General features: G+C 36.5%; 15 protein-coding genes and 2 other annotated features. Of the genes, 10 read left to right on the plus strand and 5 right to left on the minus strand.

Features of this window, described 5'->3' with window-relative positions; translation table 11 throughout:
- Nucleotides 1-488 precede the first annotated feature (488 nt).
- The gene (locus LOK41_RS22105) at nt 489-797 is read right to left on the minus strand and encodes a hypothetical protein (RefSeq protein ID WP_241818318.1); all 309 of its coding nucleotides are present in this window, start codon (nt 795-797) and stop codon (nt 489-491) included.
- A gap of 445 nt (nt 798-1,242) precedes the next feature.
- Here LOK41_RS22105 and LOK41_RS22110 point away from each other — a divergent pair, with 445 nt between their 5' ends.
- The 3 genes from LOK41_RS22110 (at nt 1,243) to LOK41_RS22120 (ending at nt 4,663) form a co-directional block, all read left to right on the plus strand.
- Entirely contained in the window at nt 1,243-2,670 is a 1,428-nt protein-coding gene (locus LOK41_RS22110; RefSeq protein ID WP_241818319.1) for a YcdB/YcdC domain-containing protein, read from the plus strand.
- Nucleotides 2,671-2,739: 69 nt separating this feature from the next.
- Nucleotides 2,740-2,991: a binding site (T-box leader), on the plus strand.
- Between the two features lie 52 nt (nt 2,992-3,043).
- Nucleotides 3,044-4,435 carry an asparagine--tRNA ligase gene (asnS, locus tag LOK41_RS22115; protein ID WP_241818320.1) on the plus strand — a complete coding sequence of 464 codons (1,392 nt, stop codon included), beginning with the start codon at nt 3,044-3,046 and terminating at the stop codon, nt 4,433-4,435.
- Between the two features lie 93 nt (nt 4,436-4,528).
- Complete coding sequence (locus tag LOK41_RS22120) at nt 4,529-4,663, plus strand: YuzL family protein (protein WP_174098783.1); 135 nt, start codon at nt 4,529-4,531, stop codon at nt 4,661-4,663.
- Between the two features lie 150 nt (nt 4,664-4,813).
- Here the strand turns inward: LOK41_RS22120 and LOK41_RS22125 are convergent, their stop codons facing one another.
- Both LOK41_RS22125 and rnhC read right to left on the minus strand, forming a co-directional pair.
- Complete coding sequence (locus LOK41_RS22125; protein WP_241818321.1) at nt 4,814-5,068, minus strand: hypothetical protein; 255 nt, start codon at nt 5,066-5,068, stop codon at nt 4,814-4,816.
- A 169-nt stretch (nt 5,069-5,237) separates the two neighbouring features.
- Nucleotides 5,238-6,176 carry a ribonuclease HIII gene (gene rnhC / locus LOK41_RS22130; protein WP_241818322.1) on the minus strand — a complete coding sequence of 313 codons (939 nt, stop codon included), beginning with the start codon at nt 6,174-6,176 and terminating at the stop codon, nt 5,238-5,240.
- A 123-nt stretch (nt 6,177-6,299) separates the two neighbouring features.
- Between rnhC and zapA the strand changes: the two genes are divergently transcribed.
- The 7 genes from zapA (at nt 6,300) to LOK41_RS22165 (ending at nt 15,318) form a co-directional block, all read left to right on the plus strand.
- Nucleotides 6,300-6,569: a cell division protein ZapA gene (gene zapA / locus LOK41_RS22135; RefSeq protein ID WP_000082702.1), complete on the plus strand. Its 270-nt coding sequence runs from the start codon at nt 6,300-6,302 to the stop codon at nt 6,567-6,569.
- Between the two features lies 1 nt (nt 6,570).
- Nucleotides 6,571-7,110, plus strand: coding sequence for a CvpA family protein (locus tag LOK41_RS22140; RefSeq protein WP_241818323.1), 540 nt, complete (start codon nt 6,571-6,573; stop codon nt 7,108-7,110).
- Nucleotides 7,111-7,164: 54 nt separating this feature from the next.
- Nucleotides 7,165-8,883, plus strand: a complete 1,719-nt coding sequence (gene polX / locus LOK41_RS22145) for a DNA polymerase/3'-5' exonuclease PolX (RefSeq protein ID WP_241818324.1) — start codon at nt 7,165-7,167, stop codon at nt 8,881-8,883.
- 20 nt (nt 8,884-8,903) lie between these two features.
- Entirely contained in the window at nt 8,904-11,264 is a 2,361-nt protein-coding gene (locus LOK41_RS22150) for an endonuclease MutS2 (RefSeq protein ID WP_241818325.1), read from the plus strand.
- 207 nt (nt 11,265-11,471) lie between these two features.
- Nucleotides 11,472-12,161: a 23S rRNA pseudouridine(2604) synthase RluF gene (locus LOK41_RS22155; RefSeq protein WP_241818326.1), complete on the plus strand. Its 690-nt coding sequence runs from the start codon at nt 11,472-11,474 to the stop codon at nt 12,159-12,161.
- Between the two features lie 117 nt (nt 12,162-12,278).
- Nucleotides 12,279-12,530, plus strand: a binding site (T-box leader).
- 121 nt (nt 12,531-12,651) lie between these two features.
- Nucleotides 12,652-13,977, plus strand: coding sequence for a branched-chain amino acid transport system II carrier protein BrnQ6 (gene brnQ6 / locus LOK41_RS22160; RefSeq protein ID WP_241818327.1), 1,326 nt, complete (start codon nt 12,652-12,654; stop codon nt 13,975-13,977).
- Between the two features lie 141 nt (nt 13,978-14,118).
- Entirely contained in the window at nt 14,119-15,318 is a 1,200-nt protein-coding gene (locus LOK41_RS22165) for a class I SAM-dependent rRNA methyltransferase (RefSeq protein WP_241818328.1), read from the plus strand.
- Nucleotides 15,319-15,410: 92 nt separating this feature from the next.
- Here LOK41_RS22165 and LOK41_RS22170 read toward each other — a convergent pair whose 3' ends face one another.
- Both LOK41_RS22170 and LOK41_RS22175 read right to left on the minus strand, forming a co-directional pair.
- The gene (locus tag LOK41_RS22170) at nt 15,411-15,605 is read right to left on the minus strand and encodes a YwbE family protein (RefSeq protein WP_174098792.1); all 195 of its coding nucleotides are present in this window, start codon (nt 15,603-15,605) and stop codon (nt 15,411-15,413) included.
- A complete protein-coding gene (locus tag LOK41_RS22175) occupies nt 15,606-15,779 on the minus strand; it encodes a hypothetical protein (protein ID WP_098337984.1) in 174 nt (57 codons plus the stop codon). It abuts the gene before it with no gap.
- Nucleotides 15,780-15,903: the final 124 nt, after the last annotated feature.

The following is a 15,903-nucleotide window of genomic DNA, read 5'->3' on the forward strand; positions in this document are numbered from 1 at the left end:
CATAGCCATCAAGTTAACAAAAATAAACCAGATGCTGAAAAGCATCTGGTTTATTTTTGTTGAGTGTGTAGAAAAAGTCGTAGTTAGTTTAAGTGAATTAACTGAATTAAATGCATTAAATGAACAATAAGATTTTTTCATTGAGACATTAGAAAGAGAAGAATTATATGGATTTATTGTAGAAGTAGCAGCTATAGCAGGATTGGAAGAAGAAGACATAACCGAAGAACGGAGAGAGTGGTGAGGTTCACTTTATCCGGCACTAACGGGCAGTAAGACCCCCACCTCAAAATCCAGCGAAACGGCTAAAATCTTCAGCCGTTTCGCTCCCTCGGACGAGGCAAAAAGCGCCTCTCTGCCTAGAGCTCCAACGTCCTACGATTTTGAACGAGCCGTTCCCGCTTTTCTAAAGAAGGTAGGTGGGGGATGAAGAACCCCCTTCTGATTAAAGTCTCACTTTATGTTCATGAAGAGAGACTAATGATTTGCTAAATAATCGTTTTTATGGAAACTTTTACAATATCTTTTTCTATAAAATTGAAAGCAAGAGTTTTCCTATCCCATAGAAAAGTATTAGTTCTTCCAAAGTTAGCTTCATTAGAGAAAACCTCACTGAATACTTTTTGTTCGCTAATGCTAAAGTGATGATTTTTTTTAATATCTTTTGATTCTATAAGACACTGAAAGGGAATATCATCTTGGATGCTATGATTTGGAATCTCTCTGTTATGAATTACTGCTGTATAAGTAACAGTTTTACGGATAAATCCAAGGATGACGACTACTTCTGAACACACCTTTTCAATTGTAGTAAATATGTGCTTATCAACTGTGACAGTTCCTTTTTTGGCAGGAGGAATTAGCTGGATCTTATGTTCTACAATTTGCCTGCAGCACATTGTTATTGCTTTAGGAGGTTTTGCTGGTTTGATTTTTTTTTTTTTTTTTTTTGAATTTGGCAGATTTGGATAATTTTATTGGTTTTTGAATTTTAGGAAGTTCTGGTAGGCCGATATCAGGAAAAAAGGTATGTTTGTAACGGAATGTTTCTTATAATATGGATTCATTCGTGCTTCCTCACTTTTCAATAATGTATAGTGTAGGATATGCTTTTTTAGTTGTAGATGCATGTTTTTAACAATGAATTGAAAAAATGAGCTACTGTCATGTATAGAAGAAAAATGAAATGTCTTTTCAGCGTTTATAATTTGGAATAAATATTTATTTTGACGGAGGGGATTTATGAAAAAAATAATTGAGCAATTAAAGCCATATTTAAAAGTGAACGAACATATAGAATTATGCACAGTTGCTTTAGAAGATGAAGAGAATGTATTTGAGATTGTTGAGAAACGTACAGATCAATCGTTAGCATGTTATGGATTGAATGAAAATGGGGAAATAGACTATTTTCAATCGTACATAGAGTTAGAGGAGGTAGAGGATAATCAACTACCCCATGCAGAAATATATGAAAAAGTACAATCTTTTATAAATACATTTACTCCGCATCTCATACAGTCAGCTTTTTTTGCATGTATCATTGAATTCGATATGATGTATCACATTGTTTATGAAAAGAAAGATGAGAGATTTGGAGTGTTTTTACCGAATTCAGGTTTCACAATTGATTTTACAAAAGATGGTCGTCTGTACCAACTTTTTTCTCATGTAGAGGAATATCAAATTAATTATCCGGAAAATACAATTTCAAAAGAAGAAGCGAAAAAGAAGTATATAGAAAACCTAGAGCTTGAATTAATGATTTCAAAGGTCGATAAAGAAACATTTTCCAATGGCGATGATACGTATCATCTTGTATATGTACCGAAAGACCATGTAATGGATGTTGCACCTGATGGAGAACTGCATACAATCGAAAGTTATGATGGGTTTCTGCAAATATATGAAAAGATAGAAAAACGTATAGTCCAAAACGATATGATTCGAGAACTCGTAGGATTAAGTGATAAACATATAAATTTTCATACAAATATAGTGGATAATGAAGTCATAGAATTTTGGGTGAGGAAAGAACAGGTACAACATATCGTCCAAGGAGAAGAGGAACAACCGTCGCAGGCGATTCAAGTTTGTTTAGATAAAGAGACTGGGAAATATACGAGTATAGTGAATAATGAGCAATATAAACAGAATAAAGAAGCCTTAACAGAAGAAGAAGCAAGAGAAAGGGCGCTACAATTTTTATTTGCTCGTTATCCAGATGCGAATGAGCGATTTATGATTGAGAAGAGTCATCCTTCTCATCACCTTATGTGGGAAGAAGGGGATGAAGACTATGAATCGGAGTATGTTTTTTATTTTCAACCTATGTATCATGAGGTCAAAGTAAATATGTATAGTATGACAATTAGCGTAGGAAAAGAATCTGGAATTATTACCCGTTTTCACGCTTGTGGCTTTGATGAAAAGGAGATCGTTGGCATTTCTATAGAACCAAGCATTTCGATTGAAGAAGCGAAAGCAAGTATAATCAACGCTGTAGATTTGGAGTTTTCATGGGGGAAAGAAATTGACAAAGATATGACTAGTTATCATGCGTGCTACATGCCTGCCTTCCCTAAGACTAACGGGCATGTGAAGATGATTGAAGCGCAAACAGGTAAGACTTTTTACATTGATACCGGAATTATCATGGAAGAAAGTTGAAATATCTTTTATGCTAGGCACCTTGCATCTTTCCCTCGAATGTAGTACATTAATTTTAGTTTAACAAAATGAAAGACGATGATAAGGAAAAGTAGTATATACTATAATCCATAGCGAGTCAGGGACGGTGAGAGCCTGATGAGGCGGTATATATGAAGAACACCTTGGAGTTGCTAACCGAAATTGAAACTTGTATTCAAGAGTAGACTTAGACGGGAATCCGGCCTGTTACAAACCGGGAAGTATGTATTACATACGAGTTAAAGTTGGTCTTTATGACAAATTGGGTGGTACCGCGAAGTTTAACCTTTCGTCCCTTTATGGATGAAAGGTTTTTTTGTATTTAAATATATCAGCAAAGGAGAATTTCGCTATGAAAAACACATTAGTAAAAAGTCTGTATAGAGATACAGAAAAGTATGCAGATCAAACAGTACAAGTATCAGGTTGGATTCGTAACTTACGTGATTCAAAAGCATTCGGTTTCATCGAATTAAACGACGGTAGCTTCTTCAAAAGCGTTCAAATCGTTTTCGATACAGAATTAGAGAACTTCAAAGAAATTGCAAAGCTTCCACTTAGCTCTTCAGTTAAAGTAGAAGGTAAAGTAATTGCAACACCTGGAGCAAAGCAACCATTTGAAATTAAAGCAGACAAAATTGATATCGAGGGCTTATCAGATTCTGATTACCCACTTCAAAAGAAACGTCACACGTTTGAATACTTACGTACAATCGCTCACTTACGCCCAAGAACAAATGCATTCTCAGCAACATTCCGTGTACGTTCTATCGCAGCATTTGCAATTCACCAGTTCTTCCAAGAGCGTGGTTTCGTACATGTTCACACACCAATCATCACTGGTAGTGATACAGAAGGTGCAGGCGAAATGTTCCGCGTGACAACGCAAGACTTAAACAACTTACCAAAAGGTGAAGACGGACAAGTTGACGAATCAAAAGACTTCTTCGGTAAAGAAACAAACTTAACAGTAAGTGGACAACTTAATGCTGAAGCTTATGCATTAGCGTTCCGTGATGTATACACATTCGGACCTACATTCCGTGCTGAAAACTCAAACACAACTCGCCACGCTGCTGAGTTCTGGATGGTTGAGCCTGAGATTGCATTCGCTGAACTTGAAGATGTAATGGATCTTACAGAAGATATGCTGAAATATGCAATGAAATACGTACTAGAGCATGCACCAGAAGAAATGGAATTCTTCAACAGCTTTGTTGATAAAACAGTTCTTGAGCGCATGAACAACGTAATTAACTCTGACTTCGGTCGTATCACATACACAGAAGCAATTAAAGTGCTTCAAGAATCAGGTGCAGACTTCAAATATCCAGTAGAATGGGGTATTGACTTACAAACAGAGCATGAAAGATACTTATCAGAGGAAATTTTCAAACGTCCTGTATTTGTAACAGACTATCCAAAAGATATTAAAGCATTCTACATGCGTATGAACGATGATGGTAAAACAGTAGCTGCTACTGATCTTCTAGTTCCTGGCATCGGCGAATTAATCGGCGGAAGCCAACGTGAAGAAAGAATGGATGTTTTAGTAGACAGAATTAAAGAATTAGGCATGAATGAAGAAGACTACTGGTGGTACTTAGAACTTAGAAAATACGGCGGTACAAAACATGCTGGATTTGGTCTAGGTTTTGAACGTTTCCTAATGTACATCACTGGTATGGCAAACATCCGTGACGTAATTCCATTCCCAAGAACTCCAGGTTCTTCGGAGTTTTAAGATATGCAAAAAGAGAGAGGAAAATCCTCTCTCTTTTTTGTGCTGTATACTTTCTTATTTCTAAGTAAAAAGTAACAAAAAGGGGTGAATGAAATGGGTAAAAAAGTAAAAAAAGATCCTTCTAGAGCAAGCCTTGGTTCCTCGCAAGTTGAAGGACAAGGAACTACAACGCACGAAACTGGTTCCTTTAAAGTGCCTTCATCAAATAAGAGACAAAAGCGTAGTTAACCGTATAAAAAGAGTAGTCAAGATGACTACTCTTTTTATACGGTTTTATTTTTCTTATTTTCAATTTCTTTCACAATTTTATTGTAAAGTGATTCAATAGCTGCTCTTTTTTAGGTAAATATTCCTATCTCTGACTTATTATAAGTATTGTCATTTTGAAACCATTTTCTCAAGCTCTTTACAAAATTGTTCAAGTTTGTTAGGGTTATGAATCAATTCGTAAGCATCATAAGTACTAATATATTTGCGAACTCGAAATTTTAATAGAATAGATCTGCCGTACCGTTCTATTAATTCATTAAACTTTGGTTCTTCGTTTAATAATCGGATATTTTCTCTAATCCTGCTTTGTTTTTCATGTGGTTTACCTATTAAAACATTCAAAATCATTTGTAGTAATAACAAAGTAATCCCCCTCTTTTGTATAGTTTTATAATGAGTGTGTAAAGAATTGAACTTTAATAGAACGAAATTTCTGTATATTTAAATTATAACAAAAAAACAAGGCGAAAAGAAATACGGATTCTTTTCGCCTTGTTTAGTTCATTTATATATTGTCGATACTAAAAACTAGCTATTTTTTCAATAAACGAAATGCTTTCTCTGTATTTGCAAAGTGAAGTTTCACAAACTCAGGAAGTCGTTCTTTCCCTAGTTTTTGAATCAGTTTAGCTGCGGCAATATCAACTTGCTTGCCTGCCCCTTTTGGAAGGGGCAGACCCGCTTTTTTGCTTAGCTCATCAAATTGTTTTACGAATGAGTAACGAGCTAAGATGGACGCTGCTGCTACTGCTAAGTGGACACTTTCGCCTTTCGTGGCGAAGTAAACATTTTCACGCTGTACTTCTTTTTGTTTTGCTAAGTATTTGTAATATGTATCAGGCTGCGCAAATTGGTCAATTAGGATGCCTTCTGGTTTTGTCGGCGCAATCTTTTTCAGTAAATTTGTAAGAGCCTTATTGTGTAAGAGCGCTTTAAGTTTCCCTTGATTGTTTCCTTTTTCGAACATTTCGTTATATTTTTCGTTATGCAAAACGAGAGAACTGTAAGGAACGACGTTAAGTAGTTGTTTTGCGATTTCGGCAATTTGTACATCATTTAAGTTTTTTGAGTCTTTTACACCAAGTTCTTTTAATAATGGAATTTGCTTTGCATCTACATATACAGCAACAACTGTCATTGGGCCGAAGTAATCTCCAGTTCCCACTTCATCAGATCCGGCTATAGACATTGTTCCAATAGAAGCAGGCGGAGCGTAGCGATGCGAATTTACTGTTTTCTCACCAAGAGATTTTGGTGCTTGGGAAACATCTTGCCAGTGTGCTGCTTCTTCCTGAGCACGAATACCTTGAAACATTACTTTACCGGATTTATAGGCTGTAATTGTGCAAGATGGGACTTTTGCCATAAAGACACCGCCTTGCGGAACTTTCGGGGCAATTGCTTGTTTGTACTTTTGTTTCATATCTTCAATTGTTGCAGGATTTGTTTGGATTACAATAGAATTTGACAAAGTAGTCGCTCCTTTTCTATATTGTTATTTTTATCATATCGGATTGTTCTTTCTGTTTCCATATTATGATGGTTCATGGTATGATAAACTTTAGGATTCTGTACGTGATTGGAGGCCGGTGAGTTGTCACAACAAAAGGGAAATAAAAGTCGAATTAATGTAGAAATCTATGGTCAACAATATTCAGTTGTTGGCGATGAAAGTACAAGTCATATCCGCATGGTAGCAGCGATTGTGGATGATAAAATGCGCGAACTCAATGCCAAGAATCCTTCGCTTGATACGAGTAGACTAGCGGTATTGACGGCGGTAAACGTCATACACGATTACATAAAATTAAAAGATGAACATGAAAAATTGAAAGAAAGTATGACAAAAAAAGGAATGGAATAACATGATTGATATTATTATCATTTTGTTGCTTGTTATGGGATTTTTCCTCGGTTTAAAAAGAGGATTTGTCTTACAACTTGTAAAGTTAACAAGCTTTATTATCGCATACCTTGTTGCATACTGGTACTGCAAAGATTTAGCTCCAGTGCTCGAGAGATTTATTCCGTATCCATTTGATAAGAACGTATCGGTTCCAGAATGGATTGATGCGAATAATATCGAAGCAGTATTCTATCAAGCAATTGCATTTATTGTATTATTTATTATTACAAAAATCGCACTTTCATTGCTTGGAAATCTGCTGAATATGTTTACAGAAATCCCGGTTTTAAAGCAAGTAAATGCGTTTGCTGGGGCACTTCTTGGCTTTTTGGAAGTGTATATTATTTTGTTTGTCTTAATTATTATTGGAACAATTCTTCCAATTGAACAAGTACAAACACCATTACAAAAATCATCAATTAGCAAAATCATTATAGACGATACACCGATTCTTTCTGAAAAGGTGAAGGAACTATGGCAGACTGGTAGCAGAGTATAACTTCTCTTTTTTCGGAAAGAGGAGTTTTTTCTATGAAAGAAAGGCGGGGTAAGAATGAAAGTGAATAAAAAACAAGTGATTAAATTACTGGAAACAATTGGCCTTTTTATGGAATTAAAGGGCGAAAATCCATTTAAAATATCAGCATTTCGTAAAGCGGCAGCAGCGTTAGAAAGTGACGATCGTAGTCTTTCTGAAATTGAAGATTTTACAAAAATTCCGGGAATCGGAAAAGGAACAGCGGCGGTTATTCAAGAATATATTGAAGCTGGAACTTCAGAAGTATTAGAGGAGCTTGAAAAGGAAGTGCCAAGCAGCCTATTACCATTATTAAAATTACCAGGGCTTGGTGGAAAGAAAGTAGCGAAGTTATACAAAGAGCTTGGCGTTATTGATATGGAGACATTGCAAAAAGCGTGTGAAGAAAACAAAGTACAGGCACTTGCTGGATTTGGAAAGAAAACAGAAGAGAAAATATTAGAAGCAATTGCTCAAGTTGGGTCTCGTCCAGAGCGTTTACCAATCGTAATGGTCCTGCCTATTGCCGGGGAAATAGAAGAGAAATTGTCGAATATCCAGGAAATTATTCGGTTCTCTCGCGCTGGTAGCTTGCGCCGCGTTCGTGAAACAGTGAAAGATTTAGATTTCATTATCGCAACGGAAAACCCAGCAGCAGTACGTGAACATTTACTACAGTTTGATAATATGATTGAAGTGATTGCAAGCGGTGATACAAAAGTATCGGTTCGCCTTCAATATGAATATGACATTTCAATTGACTTCCGTCTTGTGAAACCTGAAGAATTTATTACAACACTTCATCATTTCACAGGTTCAAAAGATCATAACGTAAGAATGCGCCAAATTGCAAAAGATAAAGGCGAGAAGATTAGTGAATACGGTGTGGAAAACTTAGAAACAGGTGAAGTGAAAACTTTTGAAACAGAAGGGGCATTCTTTGCTCATTTTGGCCTGCCGTTTATTCCGCCAGAAGTACGTGAAGATGGAAAAGAGATTGAGTTAATTCAAGAATATCCGAATTTAATTCAGTTCTCTGATATACAAGGTGATTTACATATGCATACAACATGGAGTGACGGTGCTTTTTCGATTGAAGAAATGGTACAAGCATGCCGCGCTCGTGGGTATAAATTTATGGCAATTACCGACCATTCACAATACTTGAAAGTGGCAAATGGTTTAACGAAAGAACGTCTTCGTGAACAAGGAAAAGAAATTGAGCGTATTAATGAAAAATACCCGGATATCACAATTTTACGCGGAATCGAAATGGATATTTTACCAGATGCAACACTCGATTTTGATGATGAGGTATTAGCGGAACTGGATTATGTCATTGGTGCAATTCATTCTAGCTTCTCACAAGATCGTGAAACAATTATGAAACGTTTGCGCACAGCGATTGAAAATAAGCATGTTACAATGATTGCTCACCCAACAGGTCGTCTTCTTGGGCGCCGCGAAGGGTACGATGTAGATACAGATTTACTGATTGAACTCGCAAAAGAAACGGATACAGTTTTAGAATTAAATGCGAATCCGAACCGTTTAGATTTAAGCGCAAAGCTATTAAAACAAGCACAAGATGCTGGTGTAAAAGTAGCAATTAATACAGATGCTCATACACTTGAAATGTTAGAAGATATGGAGACAGGTGTAGCGGCAGCGCGTAAAGGTTGGATTCAAAAAGATACCGTGATTAATACATGGGATATTGAACGTTTATTAGACTATATTAAACGGAATAAGTAACACAAGGGGGACGTGCAACTATGTTAGAACGAACGTTGCGTGTATTAGAATATAACAAAGTAAAAGAACAATTGCTTGAGCATGTTGCATCTTCGCTTGGTCGTGATAAAGTGAAGAGCCTTATGCCAAGTACAGATTTTGAAGAAATTGTAGAAATGCAAGAAACAACGGATGAAGCAGCAAAAGTCATCCGTTTAAAAGGGCATGTGCCACTCGGCGGAATTTTTGATATTCGTCCGAATGTAAAACGTGCAAAAATTGGAAGTATGTTAAGCCCGCATGAACTTCTTGATATCGCAAGTACAATGTATGGTAGTCGTCAAATGAAGCGATTTATTGAAGATATGATTGATAATGGCGTAGAGTTACCAATCTTAGAAACACATGTGGCACAAATTGTATCTTTATATGATTTAGAAAAGAAAATTACAAGCTGCGTTGGCGATGGTGGCGAAGTACTTGATAGCGCGAGTGATAAACTGCGCGGCATTCGTAACCAAATCCGCACTGCGGAAAGTCGCATTCGTGAGAAACTTGAAAATATGACGAGATCTTCTAATGCGCAAAAGATGTTATCAGATGCAATTGTGACAATCCGTAACGATCGCTATGTAATTCCTGTAAAACAGGAATACCGCGGTGTATATGGTGGTATTGTTCATGATCAATCAGCGTCTGGGCAAACGTTATTTATTGAGCCACAAGTCATTGTGGAACTAAATAACGCGTTGCAAGAAGCGCGTGTGAAAGAAAAACAAGAAGTAGAACGTATCTTAATGATGTTAACAGAAGAAGTAGCAGTCGAAGCGGATATTGTGTTAGCAAACGTAGAGGTTATCGCAAACCTTGACTTTATTTTCGCAAAAGCATTTTATGCAAAGCGTATTAAAGCAACGAAACCAATTGTAAATAATGAGCGATATATGGATTTACGACAAGCACGTCATCCGCTGATTGATCCGGAAATTATTGTGCCAAACGATATTAGGCTTGGTAAAGACTTCACAACAATTGTTATTACAGGCCCGAATACAGGTGGTAAGACAGTTACATTAAAAACAGTCGGCATCTGTGTATTAATGGCGCAATCTGGTCTTCATATTCCAGTAATGGATGAATCAGAGATTTGTGTGTTTAAAAATATCTTTGCTGATATCGGTGATGAACAATCGATTGAACAAAGTTTAAGTACGTTCTCCTCACATATGGTGAACATTGTAGATATTTTAGAAAAAGCTGATTTTGAAAGCTTAGTATTATTTGATGAATTAGGTGCTGGAACAGACCCTCAAGAAGGGGCAGCCCTTGCGATTTCAATTTTAGATGAAGTATATAACCGCGGAGCACGCGTTGTTGCAACGACGCATTATCCAGAGCTAAAAGCATATGGTTACAATCGTGAGCAAGTTATTAATGCGAGTGTGGAGTTTGATGTAAATACATTAAGTCCAACTTATAAGTTATTAATCGGTGTACCAGGACGCAGTAACGCTTTTGAAATTTCAAAACGCCTTGGTTTATCTGATCGCGTAATTGACCGTGCTCGTAATCATATTAGTACCGATACAAATAAAATTGAAAATATGATTGCAAAATTGGAAGAAAGTCAAAAAAATGCAGAGCGCGAATGGAACGAAGCAGAAGAACATCGAAAACAATCTGAAAAACTGCATCGTGAATTACAGCGTCAAATTATTGAATTTAACGATGAGCGTGATGAAAGATTACTAAAAGCGCAAAAAGAGGGCGAAGAAAAAGTAGAAGCTGCGAAAAAAGAAGCAGAAGGAATCATTCATGAACTTCGTCAATTGCGTAAAGCGCAGCTTGCAAATGTGAAAGATCATGAGTTAATTGAAGCGAAAAGCCGTCTAGAAGGGGCAGCGCCAGAACTTGTGAAAAAACAAAAAGTAAAAGTGAAAAATACAGCGCCAAAACAACAATTACGAGCTGGCGATGAAGTGAAAGTATTGACGTTCGGTCAAAAAGGCCAGTTGTTGAAAAAAGTAAGCGAGAATGAATGGAATGTCCAAATTGGTATTCTAAAAATGAAAGTAAAAGAATCTGATATGGAATACATTAACTCTCCACAACCGGTTGAGAAAAAAGCAGTTGCGACTGTTAAGGGAAGAGATTATCATGTTTCCTTAGAACTTGATCTTCGCGGTGAGCGCTTTGAAAATGCGATGATGCGTGTAGAAAAGTATTTAGACGATGCACAGCTTGCAAACTATCCGCGCGTATCGATTATTCACGGAAAAGGAACAGGAGCACTTCGCCAAGGTGTACAAGATTACTTGAAAAAACATCGCGGCGTGAAAAACTTCCGCTACGGTGATATGGGCGAGGGAGGCCTCGGCGTAACAGTTGTCGAATTAAAATAGCACAAAACCAAGCAAAAGGGGTAAACCATTATGTTTATGGACAAACTTGCAAAAGTATTGTTAGCTTGTTGCGGCATATTTTTTGTCATTGGGATTATTTATTTAGTGGTTTTTGCGAAGTAAGAGAGCGTCAATCTCAGTATGATTTATACCGCCTGTGATTGACGCTTTTTCTTTTTGGATAATCTATAGAAAAAGGAATAGACGATGAAAATTAACCAATTTATAAGCGAAGCATTATCCTGCTCAAGACGAGAAACAGATCGCCTCATTAAAGCAGGACGCGTGGCAATTAACAGTGAAATTTGTACACATGGCATGATTGTTACGACGGATGATATTGTATCGATTGATGGTAAAGCGATTGAAAAAGAGGATAAAGAAAAAATCTATATTGCCTTCCATAAACCTGTTGGGATTACTTGTACGGCTGCGGAACATATTGAAGGAAACATTATTGATTACATTAAGCACCCGGAGAGAATCTTTCCTGTTGGTCGTTTAGATAAAGCGTCGGAAGGTTTAATTTTGTTAACGAACGATGGAGCGATTGCCAATCAAATTTTACACGGAGATCATGATCACGAAAAAGAATATATTGTAACAGTTGATAAGCCTTTTACAGATTGGTTTATTGACAGTATGTCTCATGGCGTGAAGATTAAAGACGGGATGACGAAGCCATGTAAAGTAACGCGAGTAGATGGTTCTACATTCCGAATTGTGTTAACGCAAGGAATGAATCGGCAAATTCGCCGAATGAGTAGGGCGTTTGGATATACGGTAACGAAGCTACAACGGGTACGAATTATGAATATTAAGCTTGATGGATTAGAAGTTGGAAAGTGGCGAAATGTCACAGAGCAAGAGTTACAAGAACTAGTGCGGCAGTTATAGGGAGAGAAGGAGCTAGTCCTTTTTCTCCTTTTTATTTTTGTCAGAAAAAATATAACTATTGATTTTTTTGAAAATAGCCCATATAATAAAAAACAACAAGATTCGACAATATATTTTGAAAAAGTAATGATGAGGACATGAGTTATTTTTTACGATTTTCAGAGAGGGAAGCCTTAGGCTGTGAGCTTCCTAATACGAAAAGGTACACTTACCACCTCTAAACTTCAAGAGTGAACTGCATGACGCATTGTAATTCTTGGCGGATAAAACCGTTATCAATTTACACGAGCTATAAAATGAGTTTATTTTGTTATACATTCATTTTATTAGAATAAGGGTGGAACCACGATTTCAACACTCGTCCCTTTGTTAGGGACGGGTGTTTTTTGCGTTCTTTTATAGGGCAAGTAGGATTGAAAGAGGAAATGTAACGAGTTTTTATTTCTGAATATTTTGTCTTTTAAATGATTTTTTTAGGAGGTAGAAAAAAATGAAATCATCTTTAAAATTATCTGAGATATTTGCGATAAGTTTAATGTTATTTGCGTTATTCTTCGGTGCAGGTAATATGATTTTTCCGCCAGCATTAGGACAAAGTGCTGGAACAGATGTATGGATTGCATTGTTTGGTTTTGTGATTACAGGTGTAGGGCTGCCTTTACTGGGAGTTATCGCCATTGCTTTAAAAGGAGATATTAATAAACTCGCAGGTCGTGTTCATCCGTTATTTGCACTTGTTTTCATCGTTGCGATTTATTTATGCTTAGGTGTATTTGTTAGTGTACCCCGTACAGGAACTGTTGCTTATGAAATGGCCGTTGCACCATTTTTACCAAGTTCAGTGGCTAGTGCGGGATATCCACTTGTTATGTTTACGTTTATTTTCTTTGCGGTTACTTTTTATCTAGCATTAAATCCTTCGAAACTAGTAGGGCGCATCGGGAAAGTATTAACGCCGATTTTATTAGCCATTATTGCAGTGATTGTAGTGAAAGCATTAATTTCTCCAATAGGCGAGTTTGGTGCACCAACTGAAAATTATAAAGATCCGCTTTTTAAAGGAGTTATTGATGGATATTTAACATTAGATGGATTGGCAGCACTTGTTTTCGGAAATGTAGTTATTAATACTTTAAAAGGACAAGGAATTACAAATAAGAAAAGTATTGAGAAAGTCACAATTATTGCAGGAATTATTGCGGCATTTGGTTTGCTTATCGTTTACTTGGCACTTGCTTATCTTGGAGCTTCTAGTGTATCGCTTGGTATGGGGGAGAACGGCGGCGTTATTTTAACAAACGTTGTACATCATTTATTCGGTAGTTACGGTACACTATTACTTGGCGTAGCAATTGCAGCGGCATGTTTAACAACTTCTGTTGGAATCGTCGCAGCTTGTGGAGAGTATTTCTCAGCATTACTACCAAAGCTTTCGTATCAAAAAGTTGTTTTCATCTTCTGCGCATTAGCATTTATGGTAGCAAACCTTGGTTTAACACAACTAAATGCATTAGCGTTACCAATTTTGATTGCAATCTATCCAATTGGAATCGTATTAATCGTATTATCACTTATTGAAAATTACATTCGTATCCCACTAGCGATGTATGTGGGCGGAATTGTAGGAGCATTTGTTATTAGTTTCTTTGATGGTTTAAATAATGCGCATATTCAAATTGCAGCACTAGCGCCGATTCTAGAAAAAGTTCCATTTTATAGTGTAGGGATTGGCTGGCTCGTTCCAGGATTAATCGGCATGTTTGCTGGATATGTTGTTTCTGTTTTTCAGAAACAAGAAGTTGTTGTAGAGAAGTAGTTAACAGTTGCGCTAGGTGACGAGCTAGTTGTACTCGCAAAGCAATATTATGGTATAGTGAAACGAGGCTGTTTTTTCAGTCTCGTTTTTTAAATGCTTCCTACTAGAGAGAAAGCATTCAAATGGAAAGGAAGACATTACATGCGATCAGAAGTAACTGTAAAGATAAAACCGAAATTTATAAAAGAAATTAAAAGTGGTTACCCACTTATTTTAAAAGATGCGATCCAAAACTTAAATGATATACGTGAAGAGGGAACAATCATCAAAATTGTTGATGAGAAGAACCAATTTCTTGGTAAAGGCTACTACGGAAAACAAAATAAAGGATACGGCTGGATTTTAACTCGAAAAGAGCAAGAACACATTGATCAAGCTTTCTTTGAACGAAAAATCAAATCGGCGCTACATAAGAGAAAAGGTTTTTACAAATCAAATGATACAACTGCATTCCGCGTTGTAAATGGTGAAGGTGATGGCCTTGGTGGTTTAATCATCGATTATTACGATGGGTATTATGTAATAAGCTGGTATAGTGAAGGAATCTATTCATTCAAAGAGGAGATTATTGGAGCCCTTCAAAAAGTAGCGAACTTTAAAGGTATTTATCAGAAGAAGCGTTTTGATACAAAAGGAAAGTATATTGAAGAAGATGACTTTGTAACTGGAGAACGCGGTGAGTTTCCAATCATCGTGAAAGAGAACGGTGTAAACTTTGCAGTGTATTTAAATGACGGAGCAATGGTCGGCGTATTTTTAGATCAGCGTAACGTTAGAAAACAAATTCGTGATACGTATGCGAAAGGGAAAACAGTGTTAAATATGTTTTCTTACACAGGTGCTTTCTCTGTGTTTGCAGCACTTGGCGGAGCAACAAAAACAACTAGTGTTGACCTTGCAAACCGTAGCTTAAGTAAAACAATTGAACAATTTAGCGTAAATGGCATCGACTATGAAGCGCAAGATATTATCGTAGAAGATGTATTCCATTACTTTAAATATGCAGCGAAGAAACAAATGAAATTCGATATGGTCGTATTAGATCCTCCGAGCTTTGCACGATCTAAAAAATATACATTTAGTGCAGCGAAAGATTATAAGAACTTATTAAAAGAAACAATCGCTATTACAGAAAATAATGGTATTATTGTTGCTTCTACAAATTGCAGTACATTTGATATGAAGAAATTTAAAGGCTTTATCGACACAGCATTTAAAGAAATGAACGGGAAATATAAAATATTAGAAGAACATTCACTGCCGGAAGATTTCCGCACAATTGATCAATTTAAAGAAGGCGACTATTTAAAAGTAGTCTTCATCAAAAAAATTAAAGGATAATCATAATATATCAGTGCAAATGTACTAGATATTTACTTGCAGACAAAAAACGATAGAAAAAAGGAGCTCAATTTCAAAGTGAGCTCCTTTTCTTATTGAACAATATGCTGTACTCTACCGACTTGTCCATCTTGCAATCGCACTTTAATACCGTGCGGATGAGACGGTGAGTTTGTCAAAATGTCTTTTACAATCCCTCGAGTGAGTATACCAGTACGTTGATCTTTTTTTAAGACAATATCAACTTCAAGACCTGGTGAAATGTTTACTCGTTTTTGCCCGTTCATTTACACACCTGTACGTCTACGTTGATTGTTTGTTTTCTTCGTTTGTTGGTTTTGTAGTTTTTTCGTTGCTTGACTTTGGTTTTTCGCATTTGCGCCATTCCCATTTCCTTGCTTTTTCTTTGCAAGTTGCTCGCGCATTAAATCAGCTAAGCTTACTTTTTTATTTTCTGACATGGTAAGTCTCCTTTATATAAAGTGAATTTGTACATATTAGTAGTGAATTTTATCATATCATTGTTGGAGGAGGAAAGGAAGTTGGTTTGAAAATTCATATAATTCTTTTCCGTCTCCGGTAGTT

The sequence above is a fragment of the Bacillus sp. TL12 genome (assembly GCF_022625245.1).
Lineage (GTDB): Bacteria > Bacillota > Bacilli > Bacillales > Bacillaceae_G > Bacillus_A.

What these genes read in the sequence shown, in the direction of transcription:
- LOK41_RS22110 (WP_241818319.1), top strand. Translation starts at nt 1,243, where the DNA reads ATGAAAAAAATAATTGAGCAATTAAAGCCATATTTAAAAGTGAACGAA.
- asnS (WP_241818320.1), top strand. Translation starts at nt 3,044, where the DNA reads ATGAAAAACACATTAGTAAAAAGTCTGTATAGAGATACAGAAAAGTAT.
- LOK41_RS22120 (WP_174098783.1), top strand. Translation starts at nt 4,529, where the DNA reads ATGGGTAAAAAAGTAAAAAAAGATCCTTCTAGAGCAAGCCTTGGTTCC.
- LOK41_RS22140 (WP_241818323.1), top strand. Translation starts at nt 6,571, where the DNA reads ATGATTGATATTATTATCATTTTGTTGCTTGTTATGGGATTTTTCCTC.
- polX (WP_241818324.1), top strand. Translation starts at nt 7,165, where the DNA reads ATGAAAGTGAATAAAAAACAAGTGATTAAATTACTGGAAACAATTGGC.
- LOK41_RS22150 (WP_241818325.1), top strand. Translation starts at nt 8,904, where the DNA reads ATGTTAGAACGAACGTTGCGTGTATTAGAATATAACAAAGTAAAAGAA.
- LOK41_RS22155 (WP_241818326.1), top strand. Translation starts at nt 11,472, where the DNA reads ATGAAAATTAACCAATTTATAAGCGAAGCATTATCCTGCTCAAGACGA.
- brnQ6 (WP_241818327.1), top strand. Translation starts at nt 12,652, where the DNA reads ATGAAATCATCTTTAAAATTATCTGAGATATTTGCGATAAGTTTAATG.
- LOK41_RS22165 (WP_241818328.1), top strand. Translation starts at nt 14,119, where the DNA reads ATGCGATCAGAAGTAACTGTAAAGATAAAACCGAAATTTATAAAAGAA.
- LOK41_RS22170 (WP_174098792.1), bottom strand. Translation starts at nt 15,605, where the DNA reads ATGAACGGGCAAAAACGAGTAAACATTTCACCAGGTCTTGAAGTTGAT.
- LOK41_RS22175 (WP_098337984.1), bottom strand. Translation starts at nt 15,779, where the DNA reads ATGTCAGAAAATAAAAAAGTAAGCTTAGCTGATTTAATGCGCGAGCAA.